At 61.2% G+C, this 15,018-nt stretch carries 10 protein-coding genes; 6 read left to right on the plus strand and 4 right to left on the minus strand.

All coding sequences use genetic code 11. From position 1 onward, the window contains the following. Position 1 precedes the first annotated feature (1 nt). The 4 genes from AC07YV_RS16650 (at position 2) to AC07YV_RS16665 (ending at position 7,873) form a co-directional block, all read left to right on the plus strand. Positions 2 to 3,109, plus strand: coding sequence for an efflux RND transporter permease subunit (locus AC07YV_RS16650; protein ID WP_102700032.1), 3,108 nt, complete (start codon positions 2 to 4; stop codon positions 3,107 to 3,109). Further along, positions 3,106 to 4,587: an efflux transporter outer membrane subunit gene (locus tag AC07YV_RS16655; RefSeq protein WP_102700033.1), complete on the plus strand. Its 1,482-nt coding sequence runs from the start codon at positions 3,106 to 3,108 to the stop codon at positions 4,585 to 4,587. Before AC07YV_RS16650 ends, AC07YV_RS16655 begins: the two co-directional genes overlap by 4 nt. A 279-nt stretch (positions 4,588 to 4,866) precedes the next feature. After that, positions 4,867 to 6,948, plus strand: coding sequence for a putative bifunctional diguanylate cyclase/phosphodiesterase (locus AC07YV_RS16660; protein ID WP_102700034.1), 2,082 nt, complete (start codon positions 4,867 to 4,869; stop codon positions 6,946 to 6,948). Between the two features lie 178 nt (positions 6,949 to 7,126). Further along, complete coding sequence (locus tag AC07YV_RS16665) at positions 7,127 to 7,873, plus strand: SDR family oxidoreductase (RefSeq protein WP_102700035.1); 747 nt, start codon at positions 7,127 to 7,129, stop codon at positions 7,871 to 7,873. Positions 7,874 to 8,022: 149 nt separating this feature from the next. Here AC07YV_RS16665 and mapR read toward each other — a convergent pair whose 3' ends face one another. The 3 genes from mapR to AC07YV_RS16680 form a co-directional block, all read right to left on the minus strand. Continuing rightward, positions 8,023 to 9,432, minus strand: a complete 1,410-nt coding sequence (gene mapR / locus AC07YV_RS16670) for a GntR family transcriptional regulator MpaR (protein WP_102700036.1) — start codon at positions 9,430 to 9,432, stop codon at positions 8,023 to 8,025. 212 nt (positions 9,433 to 9,644) lie between these two features. Further along, positions 9,645 to 11,057 (minus strand): cytochrome c oxidase accessory protein CcoG, encoded by a 1,413-nt coding sequence (gene ccoG / locus AC07YV_RS16675; protein WP_102700038.1) that lies wholly within the window; start codon positions 11,055 to 11,057, stop codon positions 9,645 to 9,647. Between the two features lie 195 nt (positions 11,058 to 11,252). After that, entirely contained in the window at positions 11,253 to 11,486 is a 234-nt protein-coding gene (locus AC07YV_RS16680) for a DUF3203 family protein (protein WP_015095303.1), read from the minus strand. Between the two features lie 120 nt (positions 11,487 to 11,606). Between AC07YV_RS16680 and AC07YV_RS16685 the strand changes: the two genes are divergently transcribed. Next, positions 11,607 to 12,107, plus strand: coding sequence for an MgtC/SapB family protein (locus tag AC07YV_RS16685; RefSeq protein ID WP_102700039.1), 501 nt, complete (start codon positions 11,607 to 11,609; stop codon positions 12,105 to 12,107). Between the two features lie 489 nt (positions 12,108 to 12,596). On the opposite strand, the gene AC07YV_RS16690 is transcribed toward AC07YV_RS16685, so the two are convergent. Further along, positions 12,597 to 12,764, minus strand: coding sequence for a hypothetical protein (locus AC07YV_RS16690; RefSeq protein ID WP_172435747.1), 168 nt, complete (start codon positions 12,762 to 12,764; stop codon positions 12,597 to 12,599). 203 nt (positions 12,765 to 12,967) lie between these two features. Here AC07YV_RS16690 and AC07YV_RS16695 point away from each other — a divergent pair, with 203 nt between their 5' ends. Next, positions 12,968 to 14,965 carry an alpha-1,4-glucan--maltose-1-phosphate maltosyltransferase gene (locus AC07YV_RS16695; protein ID WP_102700040.1) on the plus strand — a complete coding sequence of 666 codons (1,998 nt, stop codon included), beginning with the start codon at positions 12,968 to 12,970 and terminating at the stop codon, positions 14,963 to 14,965. Positions 14,966 to 15,018: the final 53 nt, after the last annotated feature.

Genomic DNA, 15,018 nt, shown 5'->3' on the forward strand with positions numbered 1-15,018 from the left:
GATGAATCTCTCGGGACCTTTCATCAAGCGCCCGGTCGCGACCATGTTGCTGAGCCTGGCCATCATGCTGCTGGGCGGCGTGAGCTTCGGTTTGCTGCCCGTGTCGCCGCTGCCGCAAATGGACTTTCCGGTGATCGTGGTCCAGGCCAGCCTGCCCGGGGCCAGCCCTGAAGTCATGGCGTCGACCGTGGCCACGCCGCTGGAGCGTTCCTTCGGCGCGATTGCCGGGGTCAACACCATGAGCAGCCGGTCCAGCCAGGGATCGACCCGGGTGATCCTGCAATTCGACCTCGACCGCGACATCAACGGTGCGGCGCGGGAAGTGCAGGCGGCCATCAACGCTTCGCGCAACCTGCTGCCCAGCGGGATGCGCAGCATGCCGACCTACAAGAAGGTCAACCCGTCCCAGGCGCCGATCATGGTGCTGTCGCTGACCTCCGATGTGCTGGAAAAAGGCCAGCTCTATGACCTGGCTTCGACCATCCTGTCCCAAAGCCTGTCCCAGGTGCAGGGCGTCGGCGAGGTGCAGATCGGCGGCAGTTCGCTGCCGGCGGTGCGTATCGAACTCGAACCGCAGGCGCTGAACCAGTACGGCGTGGCCCTGGACGATGTGCGCAATACCATCGCCAATGCCAACGTACGCCGGCCCAAGGGTTCGGTGGAAGACGATCAGCGGCTGTGGCAGGTCCAGGCCAACGACCAGTTGGAAAAAGCCAAGGACTACGAGTCGCTGATCATCCACTACAACGGCGGCGCGGCCTTGCGCCTCAAGGACGTGGCCAAGGTCAGCGACGGCGTCGAAGACCGCTACAACAGCGGTTTCTTCAACGACGACGCGGCGGTGCTGCTGGTGATCAACCGGCAGGCCGGGGCCAACATCATCGAGACGGTCAACGAGATCAAGGCGCAGTTGCCGGCGTTGCAGGCGGTGTTGCCGGCCAGCGTCAAGCTGAACCTGGCCATGGACCGTTCTCCGGTGATCAAGGCCACGCTGCATGAAGCGGAAATGACCCTGCTGATCGCCGTGGCGCTGGTGATCCTGGTGGTGTTCCTGTTCCTCGGTAACTTCCGCGCCTCGCTGATCCCGACCCTGGCAGTGCCGGTGTCGCTGGTCGGTACCTTTGCCGTGATGTACCTCTACGGCTTTTCGCTGAACAACCTGTCGCTGATGGCGCTGATCCTGGCCACCGGGCTGGTGGTGGACGATGCCATCGTGGTGCTGGAGAACATTTCCCGGCACATCGACGAAGGCGTGCGGCCGATGAAGGCAGCCTACCTCGGCGCCCAGGAAGTCGGCTTTACCTTGCTGTCGATGAACGTGTCGCTGGTGGCGGTGTTCCTGTCGATCCTGTTCATGGGCGGGATCATTGAAAGCCTGTTCCGCGAATTCTCCATCACCCTGGCGGCGGCCATCGTGGTTTCGTTGCTGGTGTCGTTGACCCTGACCCCGATGCTCTGCGCCCGCTGGCTCAAGCCGCACACGCCGGGGCAGGAGAACCGCCTGCAACGCTGGAGCCGGCGGGCCAACGACTGGATGGTTGGCAAATACGCCACCAGCCTCGACTGGGTGCTGCGCCACAAACGCCTGACGTTGCTCAGTCTGTTCGTGACAATTGGCGTGAACATTGCGCTGTATATTGTTGTTCCTAAAGCATTTTTACCTCAGCAGGATACCGGTCAGCTGATCGGTTTCGTGCGCGGCGACGACGGCCTGTCCTTCAGCGTGATGCAGCCGAAGATGGAGATTTTCCGTCGAGCGGTATTGAAGGATGAGGCGGTAGAAAGCGTCGCCGGCTTCATCGGCGGCAGTAACGGCACCAACAACGCCTTCATGCTGGTACGCCTGAAGCCGATCAAGGAGCGCAACATTTCCGCGCAGAAAGTCATCGAACGCCTGCGCAAGGAAATGCCCAAAGTACCCGGCGCTCAGCTGATGCTCATGGCCGACCAGGACCTGCAGTTCGGTGGCGGCCGTGAACAGACCACCTCGCAATACTCCTACATCCTGCAAAGCGGGGATCTCGGGGCATTACGCGAGTGGTATCCGAAAGTCGTCACCGCGCTCAAGGCCTTGCCGGAACTGACGGCCATCGATGCGCGGGAAGGCCGGGGCGCCCGGCAAGTGACCCTGATCGTCGACCGCGACCAGGCCAAGCGCCTGGGTGTCGACATGGAGATGGTCACGGCGGTGCTGAACAACGCCTACAGCCAGCGGCAGATTTCGACCATCTACGACAGCCTCAACCAGTATCAGGTGGTGATGGAGGTCAACCCGAAATACGCCCAGGACCCGATCACCCTCAAGCAGGTCCAGGTGATCACCGCCGATGGCGCGCGGATCCCGCTGTCGACCATCGCCCATTACGAAAACAGCCTGGAAAACGACCGGGTCAGCCACGAAGGCCAGTTCGCCTCGGAAAGCATTGCCTTCGACATGGCCGAAGGCGTGACCGTGGAGCAGGGCGGTGCCGCCATCGAGCGGGCGATTGCCAAGGTCGGGCTGCCGGAAGAGGTGATCGCGAAAATGGCCGGCACAGCCGACGCTTTCGCGGCGACCCAAAAAAGTCAGCCGTGGATGATTCTGGGGGCGTTGGTGGCGGTGTATCTGGTGCTGGGTGTGCTGTACGAAAGCTACATTCATCCGCTGACCATCCTGTCCACCCTGCCATCCGCCGGGGTCGGCGCGTTGCTGTCGATCTATGCGCTGGGCGGCGAGTTCAGCCTGATTTCGTTGCTGGGGCTGTTTCTGCTGATCGGCGTGGTCAAGAAAAACGCCATTCTGATGATCGACCTGGCGTTGCAGCTGGAGCGGCATCAGGGCATGGCGCCGCTGGAATCGATTCGCAGTGCCTGCCTGCAACGTTTGCGACCGATCCTGATGACCACCCTGGCGGCGATCCTCGGCGCCTTGCCGTTGCTGCTGAGCCGCGCCGAAGGGGCAGAAATGCGCCAGCCGCTGGGCCTGACCATCATCGGCGGGCTGATCTTCAGCCAGGTGCTGACGCTTTACACCACGCCGGTGGTTTACCTCTATCTCGACAAACTGCGCCATCGCTTCAACAAATGGCGTGGGGTGCGTACCGATGCTGCTCTGGAAACTCCGCTATGACTGAACGTTCGCTTTTCAACCTGGCTGCACCGCTGATCACGGCTCGAGGCTCGCGTCTGCTGAGCCTGTCACTGTGCGTGGCGATGCTCAGTGCCTGCGCCGTCGGCCCGGATTACCAGCGCCCGCAAACCGCGGAACCTGCGCAATACAAGGCCGCAGAAGGCTGGCGCCAGGCCAACCCGAGCGATGCCCTGGCGCGCGGCGCATGGTGGGAGCTGTATGGCGATCAACAGCTCAATGGCCTGATCGAGAAGCTCAACAGCGCCAACCAGACTGTCGCCCAGTCCGAAGCCCAGTACCGTCAGGCCCAGGCCTTGGTGCGCAGCGCACGCGGGGCGTTTTTCCCGACGGTCGACCTGAACGTCAGCAAGAACCGTTCGAGCCAGGGCACCGGCAGCAGCAACTCCAGCCTGAGCAGTTCGTCCAGCGGTATTCGCGACACGTATTCGGCCCAGGCGGGGGTCAGTTGGGAAGCGGATGTGTGGGGCAAGCTGCGCCGTGGCCTGGAAGCCGACACCGCGAATGCCCAGGCAAGCTTTGCCGATCTGGCGGCCATGCGCCTGAGTCAACAGTCGGAGCTGGTGCAGAATTACCTGCAATTGCGCGTGATCGATGGTCAGAAGCGTCTGCTCCAGGACACGGTCGAGGCTTATCAGCGCTCCCTGAAAATGACCGAGAACCAGTACCGCGCCGGCGTATCCGGCAAGGACGCCGTGGCCCAGGCCCAGACCCAGCTCAAGAGCACCGAAGCGGACATGATCGACCTGATCTGGCAACGCGCCCAGTTCGAGAACGCCATTGCCGTGCTGATCGGCCTGCCGCCGGCGCAGTTCAGCCTGGCGGAAAGCCAGGACATTCCGCAGTTGCCACAAGTGCCGCTGGCCCTGCCTTCGCAGCTGCTGGAGCGTCGCCCGGACATCGCATCCGCCGAACGCTCGGTAATGGCTGCCAACGCCAACATCGGTGTGGCCAAGGCTGCCTATTACCCGGACCTGACCCTGAGCTTGAACGGTGGTTACAGCAGCAGTACCTCGAAAGACTTGTTCAGCCTGCCGAACCGCTTCTGGTCGGTCGGGCCGCAATTGGCCATGACCCTGTTCGACGGCGGCCAGCGCTCGGCGGAAGTCGACCGCAGTGAAGCGGCCTATGACGAAACAGTGGCCAAGTACCGCCAGACCGTGCTGGACGGATTCCGCGAAGTGGAAAACTTCCTGGTGCAGCTCAAGGTGCTGCAGGACGAAGCCGTCGTGCGCCAACAGGCGCTGGACGCCGCCCGTGAATCGTTGCGCCTGACCCAGAACCAGTACAAGGCCGGCTTGATCGCATACATCGATGTGGTGGTGACCCAGGCGGCGGCGCTGAGCAATGAGCGCAGCAACCTGGACCTGTTGCAAAGCCGCCTGATCGCCAGCGTGCAGTTGATTGCGGCATTGGGGGGTGGCTGGGATGGACAGCTTGAAGTGAGCGACAGCCAATAGCGCAATCCCTGTGGGAGCGAGCTTGCTCGCGATAGCGGTGGTTCAGGCAACATTCATGCTGAATGTGACGCAGCCATCGCGAGCAAGCTCGCACCCACAGGTTTTGTGGTGCCAGCAGCTTGACGTGAGTTAATGTAAAACCTTAAAACAAGCGTTTCATCGGACTGATGGCCCTTTGCTAATTTTGTGGGTGCGTTCTCATTCGGAATCAGTACAATCGCCGCATTTTCCCCCGCCGAGAATCAATACCATTAACGGGGGCATTCGCGAGAAGTCCCCATGCTCATCGGTAGCTATTCCCCCACCCTGGTTATCATTTCGCTCTGTGTCGCGATTCTCGCCTCATATACCGCACTCGACCTGACCGGACGCATTGCCACTGCCAAAGGCCGCGCGGTGCATTTGTGGACCGCGGGCGGGGCCATTGCCATGGGCATCGGCATCTGGTCGATGCACTTTATCGGCATGCTCGCATTCAAGTTGCCGATCGATCTGGGCTATGACGGCGCAATCACCCTGTTGTCGCTGTTGATCGGGGTGCTCTCCAGCGGTTTTGCGCTGTGGCTGGTCAGCCAGCCGCAACTGCCGGCGTGGCAACTGGCCTTTGGCGCGCTGGTCATGGGCGCCGGCATCAGCGCGATGCACTACACCGGCATGGCTGCCATGCGCATGCAACCGGGCATCGACTATGACCCGACGCTGTTCGGCGCTTCGCTGATGATCGCTGTCGGTGCTTCGGGCGCGGCATTGTGGATCGCTTTCCGTTTGCGCCAACACACGCCTTATGTCCGTCTGATCCGTGGCGGTGCCGCCGTGATCATGGGCATCGCCATCGTCGGCATGCACTACACCGGGATGGCCGCCGCACGCTTTGCCGATGGCAGCTTTTGCGGGGCGGCGGTCGATGGGTTGAGCGGCAAGGGCCTGGACAACCTGGTGCTGATCACCACGCTGGCGGTGCTGAGCATTGCCTTGCTGACCTCGATCCTCGACGCACGCCTGGAGGCCCGCACCGCGAGCCTGGCCCAGTCGCTGACCGAAGCCAACCGTGAACTGACCCAATTGGCCCTGCATGACACCCTCACCGGGTTGCCGAACCGGACGTTGCTCGCCGACCGAATCGATCAGGCCATGTCGCGGGTTCGTGAAGAGGGTGGTTGCTTTGCCCTGATGTTCATCGACCTGGACGGCTTCAAACCCGTCAACGATGCCTTCGGTCACCACATGGGCGACTTGCTGTTGCGCGAAGTGGCCCTGCGCCTGCGCGAAGACTTGCGCAGCCAGGACACCCTGGCGCGCATCGGCGGCGATGAGTTCGTGTTGCTGGTGCAATTGAGCGAGCAGAACGATGCGTTGAACCTCGCGGCCCGCCAGGTCGGGTTGATCGCGCAGGCGTTCCGGGTTGCCGAACATGATTTGCACATTTCCGCCAGTGTCGGCATCGCGCTCTATCCGGGTAACGGGCAGTCCGCCCACGAATTGCTGATGAACGCCGATGCGGCGATGTACCACGCCAAGGGCGCGGGTAAAAACGGCTACAGCTTTTTCGACGCCTCGATGAACAACAACGCGCGCAAGCAACTGCAATTGCTGCAGGACTTGCGCAATGCCTTGGAACATCAGCAATTCAGCCTGCATTACCAGCCCAAGTTCGATGCCGCCAATGGCCGGCCAGTGGGCGCCGAGGCCCTGTTGCGCTGGGAGCATCCGACGCAGGGGTTGCTGTTGCCGGACAAGTTCATCGAACTGGCGGAAAAAACCGGGCTGATCATTCCGATCGGCGAGTGGGTGCTCAACGAAGCGTGCCGCCAGATGCGCGAGTGGTACGTGCTGGGCTACACCGATTGGCGCATCGCCGTGAACCTGTCGGCCATCCAGTTTTGCCATGCCGGACTGGTCCAGAGCGTTGCCAAGGCACTGGCGACTCACCATCTGCCGGCCAACAGCCTGACCCTGGAAATCACTGAAACCACCGCCATGAGCGATGCCGACGCGAGCATGACGGTGCTTCAGGAACTCTCGGAAATGGGCGTCGACCTGTCCATCGACGATTTCGGTACCGGTTATTCGAGTTTGATGTACCTCAAGCGCCTGCCGGCCAACGAACTGAAGATCGACCGCGGTTTTGTCCGCGACCTGGAGCGCGACAGCGATGACGCCGCCATCGTTTCGGCCATCGTGGCGCTCGGCCAGGCGCTGGGGTTGCGCATCGTTGCCGAGGGTGTGGAGACGGACTCGCAGCAGGACTTCCTGACGCAACTGGGCTGCGACTCGTTGCAGGGTTACCTGCTGGGGCATCCGTTGCCGGCCGCAGGTTTCATGGTGGAAATCCATCGCTCGGAGCGATTGGCGCTGGCTTGACAGTCCGTGTCATCGTTCATCGCGGGCAAGCCACGCTCCCACAGGTTTTACATATTCTGTGGGAGCGTGGCTTGCCCGCGATGGCGTCTGTGCAAACGCTGCCGAATTCATGCAAAAACCACCAATGGCGGTTATTCTTGCCCCCGACCGCTTAAGCTTTGATTGGGGGAAGGCTCGCATGGACAAAGTCATCGTCATCACCGGCGGCAGCCGCGGCATTGGTGCCGCCACCGCACTGTTGGCCGCGGCGCAAGGCTATCGGATCTGCATCAACTACCAGGCGGACGAAAAGGCCGCACTCGGCGTGCTGGAGCAAGTCCGCGCCCTCGGTGCGCAAGCCATTGCAGTACGGGCCGATGTCAGCATCGAGGACGAAGTCATCGCGCTGTTTCATCGGGTCGACAGTGAACTGGGCCGGGTCACGGCGCTGGTGAACAACGCCGGCACCGTGGGGCAAAAGTCCCGGGTCGACGAAATGTCCGAGTTCCGCATCCTCAAGATCATGAAAACCAACGTCCTGGCGCCGATCCTCTGCGCCAAGCACGCGATCCTGCGCATGTCGCCCAAGCACGGCGGGCAGGGCGGCAGCATCGTCAACGTGTCCTCGGTGGCCGCACGCTTGGGCGCGCCCAACGAATACGTCGACTACGCGGCGTCAAAAGGTGCGCTCGACACCTTCACCATCGGCCTGTCCAAGGAAGTGGCGGGAGAGGGGATTCGTGTCAACGCCGTGCGCCCGGGCTACATCTACACCGATTTTCATGCCTTGAGCGGCGATCCGGACCGGGTCAGCAAGCTTGAATCGGCGATCCCGATGGCCCGGGGCGGGCGTCCGGATGAAGTGGCGGAGGCGATTGTCTGGTTGTTGTCGGACAAGGCTTCTTATGCGACGGGGACATTTGTCGATCTCGGCGGTGGGCGTTGAACTGAGGTTTGCGTTGTCAGTGCTGGCCTCTTCGCGGGCAAGCCCGCTCCCACAGGGTTACCTGGTGTACGCAAAGTCTGTGAACACCCGAGATTCCTTGTGGGAGCGAGCCTGCTCGCGAAGGCGATAGTACGGGCAACATCCAGCCATCAGAACGACCGCACAATCCGCCCCAACGTCTCCATCGCCTTCTCCGCCGCCTCATCCCACGGGCTCCCATAATTCAAGCGAATACAATTCCTGAACCTTTGCGTCGGTGAAAAAATCGGCCCCGGCGCAATGCTGATCCCCTGCGCCAGCGCCATCTGAAACAACTTCAACGAATCCATCTGCTCCGGCAATTCCAGCCACAAAAAGTACCCGCCCGCCGGTTGGCTGACCCGGGTCTGCGCCGGGAAATAGCGGGCGATGGCGGCGAGCATGGCGGCTTGCTGGTCTTCCAGCGCGTGACGCAATTTACGCAGGTGCCGGTCGTAGCCGCCGTGTTGCAGGTAGTCGGCGATCGCCGCCTGTGCAGGCATGGACGCGCACAGCGAGGTCATGAGTTTCAGGCGTTCGATCTTCTGCGCGTAGCGCCCGGCGGCGACCCAGCCGATGCGGTAACCGGGGGCCAGGCTTTTGGCGAACGAGCCGCAATGCATCACCAGGCCTTCGGTATCGAATGCCTTGGCCGGTTTCGGGGCTTGTTGACCGTAATACAGTTCGGCGTAGACATCGTCTTCGATCAGCGGCACCTGGTGGCGGCGCAGCAGTTCCACGAGCTGCTGTTTCTTGGCCTCGGGCACGGTCGCGCCCATGGGGTTCTGGAAGCTGGTCATGCACCAGCAGGCCTTGATCGGATGACGCTCCAGGGTTTGCTCGAGTACGCCGAGGTCGATGCCATCGCGCGGGTGCACGGGGATTTCCACGGCTTTGAGTTTCAGGCGTTCGAGCACTTGCAGGCAGGCGTAGAACGCCGGGGCTTCGATGGCCACCAGGTCGCCAGGTTGCGTCACCGCTTGCAGGCACAGGTTGAGGGCTTCCAGGGCGCCATTGGTGATCAGCAGTTCTTCCATGGGCAGCATCAGTCCGCCGACCATGTAGCGCAGGGCGATTTGCCGGCGCAGTTGCGGGTTGCCGGGCGACATGTCGGTGACCACCATGCGCGGGTCCATCTCGCGGGTGGCGCTGGCCAGGGAGCGGGACAAGCGTTGCAGGGGGAACAGTGTCGGGCTGGGGAATGCCGAGCCGAAGGCCACGGTGTTCGGGTCCTTGATCGAGTCGAGTACCGAAAACACCAGTTCGCTGACGTCGACTTCCGTGGATTCGTTGACCTGGCTGCTGATCACCGGCTCGGAAAACGGTCGCGGCGCATGGGCATTGACGAAATAGCCGGAGCGCGGACGGGCGCGGATCAGGCCCCGACGCTCCAGCAGGTAGTAGGCCTGGAACACCGTCGACGGGCTGACGCCGTAGGTCTGGCTGGCGTAGCGCACTGACGGCACACGCTGGCCCGGTCCGAGGACGCCGGAGCGGATCAGTTCTGCGATGTCGTCGGCGAATTTTTCGTAGCGTTTCATCGGTGTCCCGCAATGGAGTCGTTTCGATTAATTGTGGCGAGGGGATTGCCTGTGGCGAGGGGGCTTGCCCCCGTTGGACTGCGTAGCAGTCCCATTTTGGGGCCGCTACGCAGCCCAACGGGGCGGTGCGGCGTTCCGACAAGCCCCCTCGCCACAGAGGATTGCATTGCCAGAACAAGACTGCACTTCAACAAGGTCAACATCTTAAAGGCTCAGCGATTCATTGGCGCAACAAACCGGCTCTTCGCCACGCTGTAGACGCCAGGCTCATCGCTGTCGATTACCTTGAAACTGATGCTCTGCGAACTGCTGGCCGGACGCTCCGTGAGCATCGCCACCGACACCGGCACGTCGACAATCTCGCCCGGCGCCAGGCTCAACACGGTCTTGCCCTGCAACTCGAAATCATCGGCATCGACCAGGCGCAATTGATAGTCCTGACGCTGCTGGGTCTTGTTGATCACCTTCAGGCTGTAGATGTTTTCGATCTGCCCCCGGCTGTTTTCGCGGAACAGGCCCCGGTCCTTGCTGACGTCGAGCGAGACCATCGGCCGTTCGACCAATGCCACCACCAGCGCGGCAATCATCACCAGCAGCACGGTGGTGTAGCCGATCAGGCGCGGGCGCAGCAGGTGCGTCTTGCCACCGTGCAACTGATGTTCGGAGGTATAGCTGATCAATCCCCGGGCGTAGCCCATTTTGTCCATGATCGAATCGCAGGCGTCGATGCATGCAGCGCAACCGATGCATTCCATCTGCAAGCCATCGCGGATGTCGATGCCGGTCGGGCAGACCTGTACGCAGAGCTGGCAATCGATGCAGTCGCCCAAACCGGCCTCGGCGGGTTTGACCTCGCGTTTGCGCGGGCCACGGTTTTCGCCACGGGCCACGTCGTAGGAAATGGTCAGGGTGTCTTTGTCGAACATCACGCTCTGGAAGCGCGCGTAAGGGCACATGTGCATGCACACCGCTTCACGCAGCCAGCCGGCATTGATGTAGGTGGCACCGGTGAAAAACAGCACCCAGAACAGGCTGACGCCGCTCATTTGCAAAGTCAGCAGTTCTTCGGCCAGGGGCCGGATCGGGGTGAAGTAGCCGACGAAGGTCAGGCCGGTCAGCAGGCTGATGGCCAGCCACAAGGTGTGTTTGGCCGAGCGACGCATCAGTTTATTGACGCCCCACGGCGCGGCTTGCAGCTTGATCCGTTGGTTGCGCTCGCCCTCGGTGATTTTCTCGCACCACATGAAGATCCAGGTCCACGAACTTTGTGGGCAGGTGTAGCCGCACCAGACCCGCCCGGCAAACACGGTGATCGCGAACAGGCCGAACGCGGCGATGATCAACAGTGCCGACAGCAGGATGAAGTCCTGCGGCCAGAAAGTTGCGCCGAAGATATGGAATTTACTTTCGGAAAGATCCCAGAGCACCGCCTGGCGGCCACCCCAGTTCAACCACACGGTGCCGAAAAACAGCAAAAACAGAAAACCCGCGCCGCTGATGCGCAGGTTGCGGAACAGCCCGGTGAAGCTGCGGGTGTGGATCAGGTTATCGCTGGTTTTGGCCTTCGTCTTTGGACGCGAAGGCTCGAATGTTTCTACGGTTCGGACGGGGATTCTTTCGCTCATGGTCTTTCGCTCATCAGCCTCCATCAGGCATGAGCACTATGAGCGGCGATCTGTTTGCATAACAGACTCAGGTATTGCATTAAAAAGCGGATCAGATGGCCGTGTTCGTCCGGCCTGCGACAACTTGAAGCAGCCGTCGCACAAAGGTGCAAGCGCCTATGCACAACAGCTGCGGCGGGTGTTGATCAACGTCAGTCAAATCACCGAATCACTGTCGCTGGCTTTCAGGTGTCGGCGTCCATCCACCGCGCCCGCGACGGTCAAGGCGTCGGCTTCCGCTTCGGTGATGTAGATGCGCTGGCCTTCGATGTCCACTGCCGACATGGCTTTGCGCCCATCGGTGACGATGGTCACGTCAGGACACAGACGAATCTGTTCGCCATTTTCGGTGGTGAAAAAGCAAGTCTGGTTCTCGATGCGAACGGTCATGGCGGAATCCTTTTTCAGGGGTATCTGAAGTTTCAGGCCGCAACTGCCGATCATCGTTCTGTGCGACCGATTAATGGTCGCTGCGGTCCACTCTCCATGGCTCCTCACAAGGACAACACCATGAACGCCTGGTGGCACGAAGTCTGGGTGACCCTGCAAGCCGAGTTCGCCGACATCACCGATGCCTCGCAATTGACGCGGATGACCGTGCGTCTGCTGATGGCCGCCGTGCTGGGCGGAATTCTCGGGTTCGAACGTGAACACCAGGGCAAGGCTGCTGGTGTGCGCACCCACATGCTGGTGGCGATGGGGGCGGCGTTGTTCGTGCTGGTGCCGCAAATGTCCGGTTCACAGGCCGATGCCATGAGTCGGGTCGTGCAGGGCGTGATTGCCGGGATCGGCTTCCTGGGGGCCGGCACCATCCTGAAAAACCGCGACGGCGACGAAAGCGACGTCAAGGGCCTGACCACCGCCGCCGGCCTATGGATGACCGCCGCCATCGGCGTCGCCACCGGGCTGGGCCGGGAGGCGACGGCAGTGCTCAGCACGCTGTTGGCGCTGGGGGTGTTCAGTGTGATGCCGAGGATCGTGAAGCTGATTGACAAGGATCATCAACCCTAGGAGCTGTCAGGGATTAACCCTGTCTGCGCAAGTCGCTTCACAGCCTGACTCCTGCTCGTTGCTCTGTGTTTCGCAGAGTTCGTGCTGGCTGTAGTCCATATCACCGTGAAGCAGATGTTTCTCCAGCTCCCTGATGATTGAGCTTTTGGTTGATTGTTTAGAGGGATTGCGTTCGGCTTCGAAGCAAAGAAATTCGTAGTTGAATATTTTCACGGAATGGCCAGCCGTCGAGTGGTCGTTCACGGTGTAGCGCGTGGTGCTGTGCGCTAGCTCTGTTTGTGAATTCGCTGACGCTGGAAAAAAACGTTTTCATGGCTAACCACACTCAAGGCTGAAGAAGTGATGGCTATATAAGGCGCGGGGTGTAAGTTTCGTAAAGTGTCGGACGGGCAGAATTGGCGCTTTGGGATCGGTACTACAGGTACTTGGGAAGTGTCATTCATTTTTGATGATCGTTCCTGGTGTCTAGGCAGGAACGATCAACTGTCTTCATTCAGGATTCACAATCACCGGCGGCATCGTCGCTGGCGGTTCTTCCCTTGGCGGCGGGGTTGTGCCAGGTGGGTCCTGTTCGGGCACCGGTTGTGGCTCGCTCGGCGGTATCACCGGGTTATCGATGTTTGGATCGGGGGTTTCTGCCGGGAATGGATTGGTCATGGTTCAAGCCTCCAGTGGCACATGGCGTGAGTCGTGCTTAAGTAGGTGGACTGCTGTGCGAACGATTTGATTCCGCAAATTGCTGATGAACTTTTCCCGCCAGCCATCGCTCGGAACCTAAGTGAGTAGGTCCCGGGGCGGATGGCCCGTTGGGGTAGCGACCAGACACAAGCGCGTCCATGGGGCGTAAGGAGAGAGGCTCGATGACGGCTGAAAAACCGACTGAGTTGAGCTACAACCCGCACATGCCGCTGTCGCAGGCGCTGTTGCTGCCGCGCATTGTCATGGAAAACATCATGCCGTCCCTTGACGGCGGGCAGTTCGCGGTCAAGGCGGTGGTGGGGCAGGATGTGGTGGTGACGGCCAAGGTCTTTGCCGACGGGCATGACAAGCTGGCGGTTCGCGTGCGCTGGCGGGCCGAGGACGAGGATGTCTGGCAAAGCGCTGTCATGCAGGATCTGGGCAACAACGGTTGGCAGGGGCAGTTCCGGGTGAACGGTCAGGGCCGTTATCTGTTCTGTATCGAAGCCTGGATCGATCAGTTCGCCAGTTTTTGCTACGAACTGGAAAAGAAGCATATAGCAGCGGTGCCCGTCAGCCTCGAATTGCAGGAAGGGCGGATCCAGGTTCAGCAAGCCGCCGAGCGCAGTGAGGGGCAACTCAGTGAGCAATTGGCGGCATTGCACCATGAACTGGCAGGACTGCTCGAAACCGAGCAGGTCGCACTGTTTTTGCACCCGCGTAGCGCCGACCTCATGGCCCGCGTCGATCATCGTGCCTACCTGAGCCTGAGCCCGGAGTACCCGGTGGATGTGGAGCGCGAGCTGGCGCAGTTCGCCAGTTGGTATGAATTGTTTCCGCGTTCGATCACCGACAGCCCGGAACGCCACGGTACTTTCAACGATGTGCATTCGCGGCTGGCGATGATCCACGACATGGGCTTCGATGTGCTGTATTTCCCGCCGATCCACCCGATCGGGCGCAGCTACCGCAAAGGCCCGAACAACTCACTGACGGCAGGCCCCGATGATCCGGGCAGCCCCTATGCGATCGGTAGCGAGGAGGGCGGCCACGAGGCGATTCACCAGCAGTTGGGGACTCGCGAAGACTTCCGCCGACTGGTCTCGGCCGCTGCGGCCCACGGCCTGGAAATCGCCCTCGACTTCGCCATCCAGTGCTCCCAGGACCACCCATGGCTCAAGCAGCACCCCGGCTGGTTCAACTGGCGGCCCGACGGCACGATCAAGTACGCGGAGAACCCGCCGAAGAAATACCAGGACATCGTCAACGTCGACTTCTATGCCCCCGAGGCGATTCCGAGCCTGTGGGTGGAGTTGCGTGACATCGTGGTGGGCTGGGTCGAGGAGGGCGTGAAGATCTTTCGCGTCGATAACCCGCACACCAAGCCGCTGCCGTTCTGGCAATGGCTGATCGCCGATGTACGGGCGCTGTACCCCGAAGTGATCTTCCTGGCCGAGGCCTTTACGACCCCGGCGATGATGGCGCGCCTGGGCAAGGTCGGTTATTCCCAGAGCTATACCTATTTCACCTGGCGCAACACCAAGGCCGAACTGGCGACTTACTTCAGCGAACTCAACGAATCGCCGTGGCGCGAGTGCTACCGGCCGAATTTTTTCGTCAATACCCCGGACATCAACCCGGCGTTCCTGCATGAATCCGGGCGTCCCGGGTTCCTCATCCGCGCCGTGCTGGCGACCATGGGGTCGGGCCTGTGGGGCATGTATTCGGGGTTCGAGTTGTGCGAGTCGGCACCGGTGCCGGGCAAGGAGGAGTACCTCGACTCCGAGAAGTACGAGATCCGCCCCAGGGACTTCAATGCGCCGGGCAACATCATTGCCGAGATTGCCCAGCTCAACCGCATCCGTCGGCAGAACCCGGCGCTGCACACGCATCTGGGCCTGAAGGTCTACAACGCCTGGAACGACAACATCCTGTACTTCGGCAAACGCAGCTTTGACGGCAGCAACTTTATTCTGGTGGCGGTCAGTCTCGATCCGCACAACGTGCAGGAGGCGAACTTCGAGTTGCCGCTGTGGGAAATGGGTTTGCCCGACGACGCCAGCACCCAGGGCGAAGACCTGATGAATGGCCATCGCTGGACCTGGCATGGCAAGCATCAGTTCATGCGGATCGACCCGGCGTACCAGCCGTTCGGGATCTGGCGCATCACCACTGCTTGAATGCGCCGCCCCTCCTGTAGGAGCTGCCGCAGGCTGCGATCTTTTGCTTTAAA

It is taken from the genome of Pseudomonas sp. GW456-E7 (assembly GCF_059424105.1).

What these genes read in the sequence shown, in the direction of transcription:
- AC07YV_RS16650 (WP_102700032.1), top strand. Translation starts at nt 2, where the DNA reads ATGAATCTCTCGGGACCTTTCATCAAGCGCCCGGTCGCGACCATGTTG.
- AC07YV_RS16655 (WP_102700033.1), top strand. Translation starts at nt 3,106, where the DNA reads ATGACTGAACGTTCGCTTTTCAACCTGGCTGCACCGCTGATCACGGCT.
- AC07YV_RS16660 (WP_102700034.1), top strand. Translation starts at nt 4,867, where the DNA reads ATGCTCATCGGTAGCTATTCCCCCACCCTGGTTATCATTTCGCTCTGT.
- AC07YV_RS16665 (WP_102700035.1), top strand. Translation starts at nt 7,127, where the DNA reads ATGGACAAAGTCATCGTCATCACCGGCGGCAGCCGCGGCATTGGTGCC.
- mapR (WP_102700036.1), bottom strand. Translation starts at nt 9,432, where the DNA reads ATGAAACGCTACGAAAAATTCGCCGACGACATCGCAGAACTGATCCGC.
- ccoG (WP_102700038.1), bottom strand. Translation starts at nt 11,057, where the DNA reads ATGAGCGAAAGAATCCCCGTCCGAACCGTAGAAACATTCGAGCCTTCG.
- AC07YV_RS16680 (WP_015095303.1), bottom strand. Translation starts at nt 11,486, where the DNA reads ATGACCGTTCGCATCGAGAACCAGACTTGCTTTTTCACCACCGAAAAT.
- AC07YV_RS16685 (WP_102700039.1), top strand. Translation starts at nt 11,607, where the DNA reads ATGAACGCCTGGTGGCACGAAGTCTGGGTGACCCTGCAAGCCGAGTTC.
- AC07YV_RS16690 (WP_172435747.1), bottom strand. Translation starts at nt 12,764, where the DNA reads ATGACCAATCCATTCCCGGCAGAAACCCCCGATCCAAACATCGATAAC.
- AC07YV_RS16695 (WP_102700040.1), top strand. Translation starts at nt 12,968, where the DNA reads ATGACGGCTGAAAAACCGACTGAGTTGAGCTACAACCCGCACATGCCG.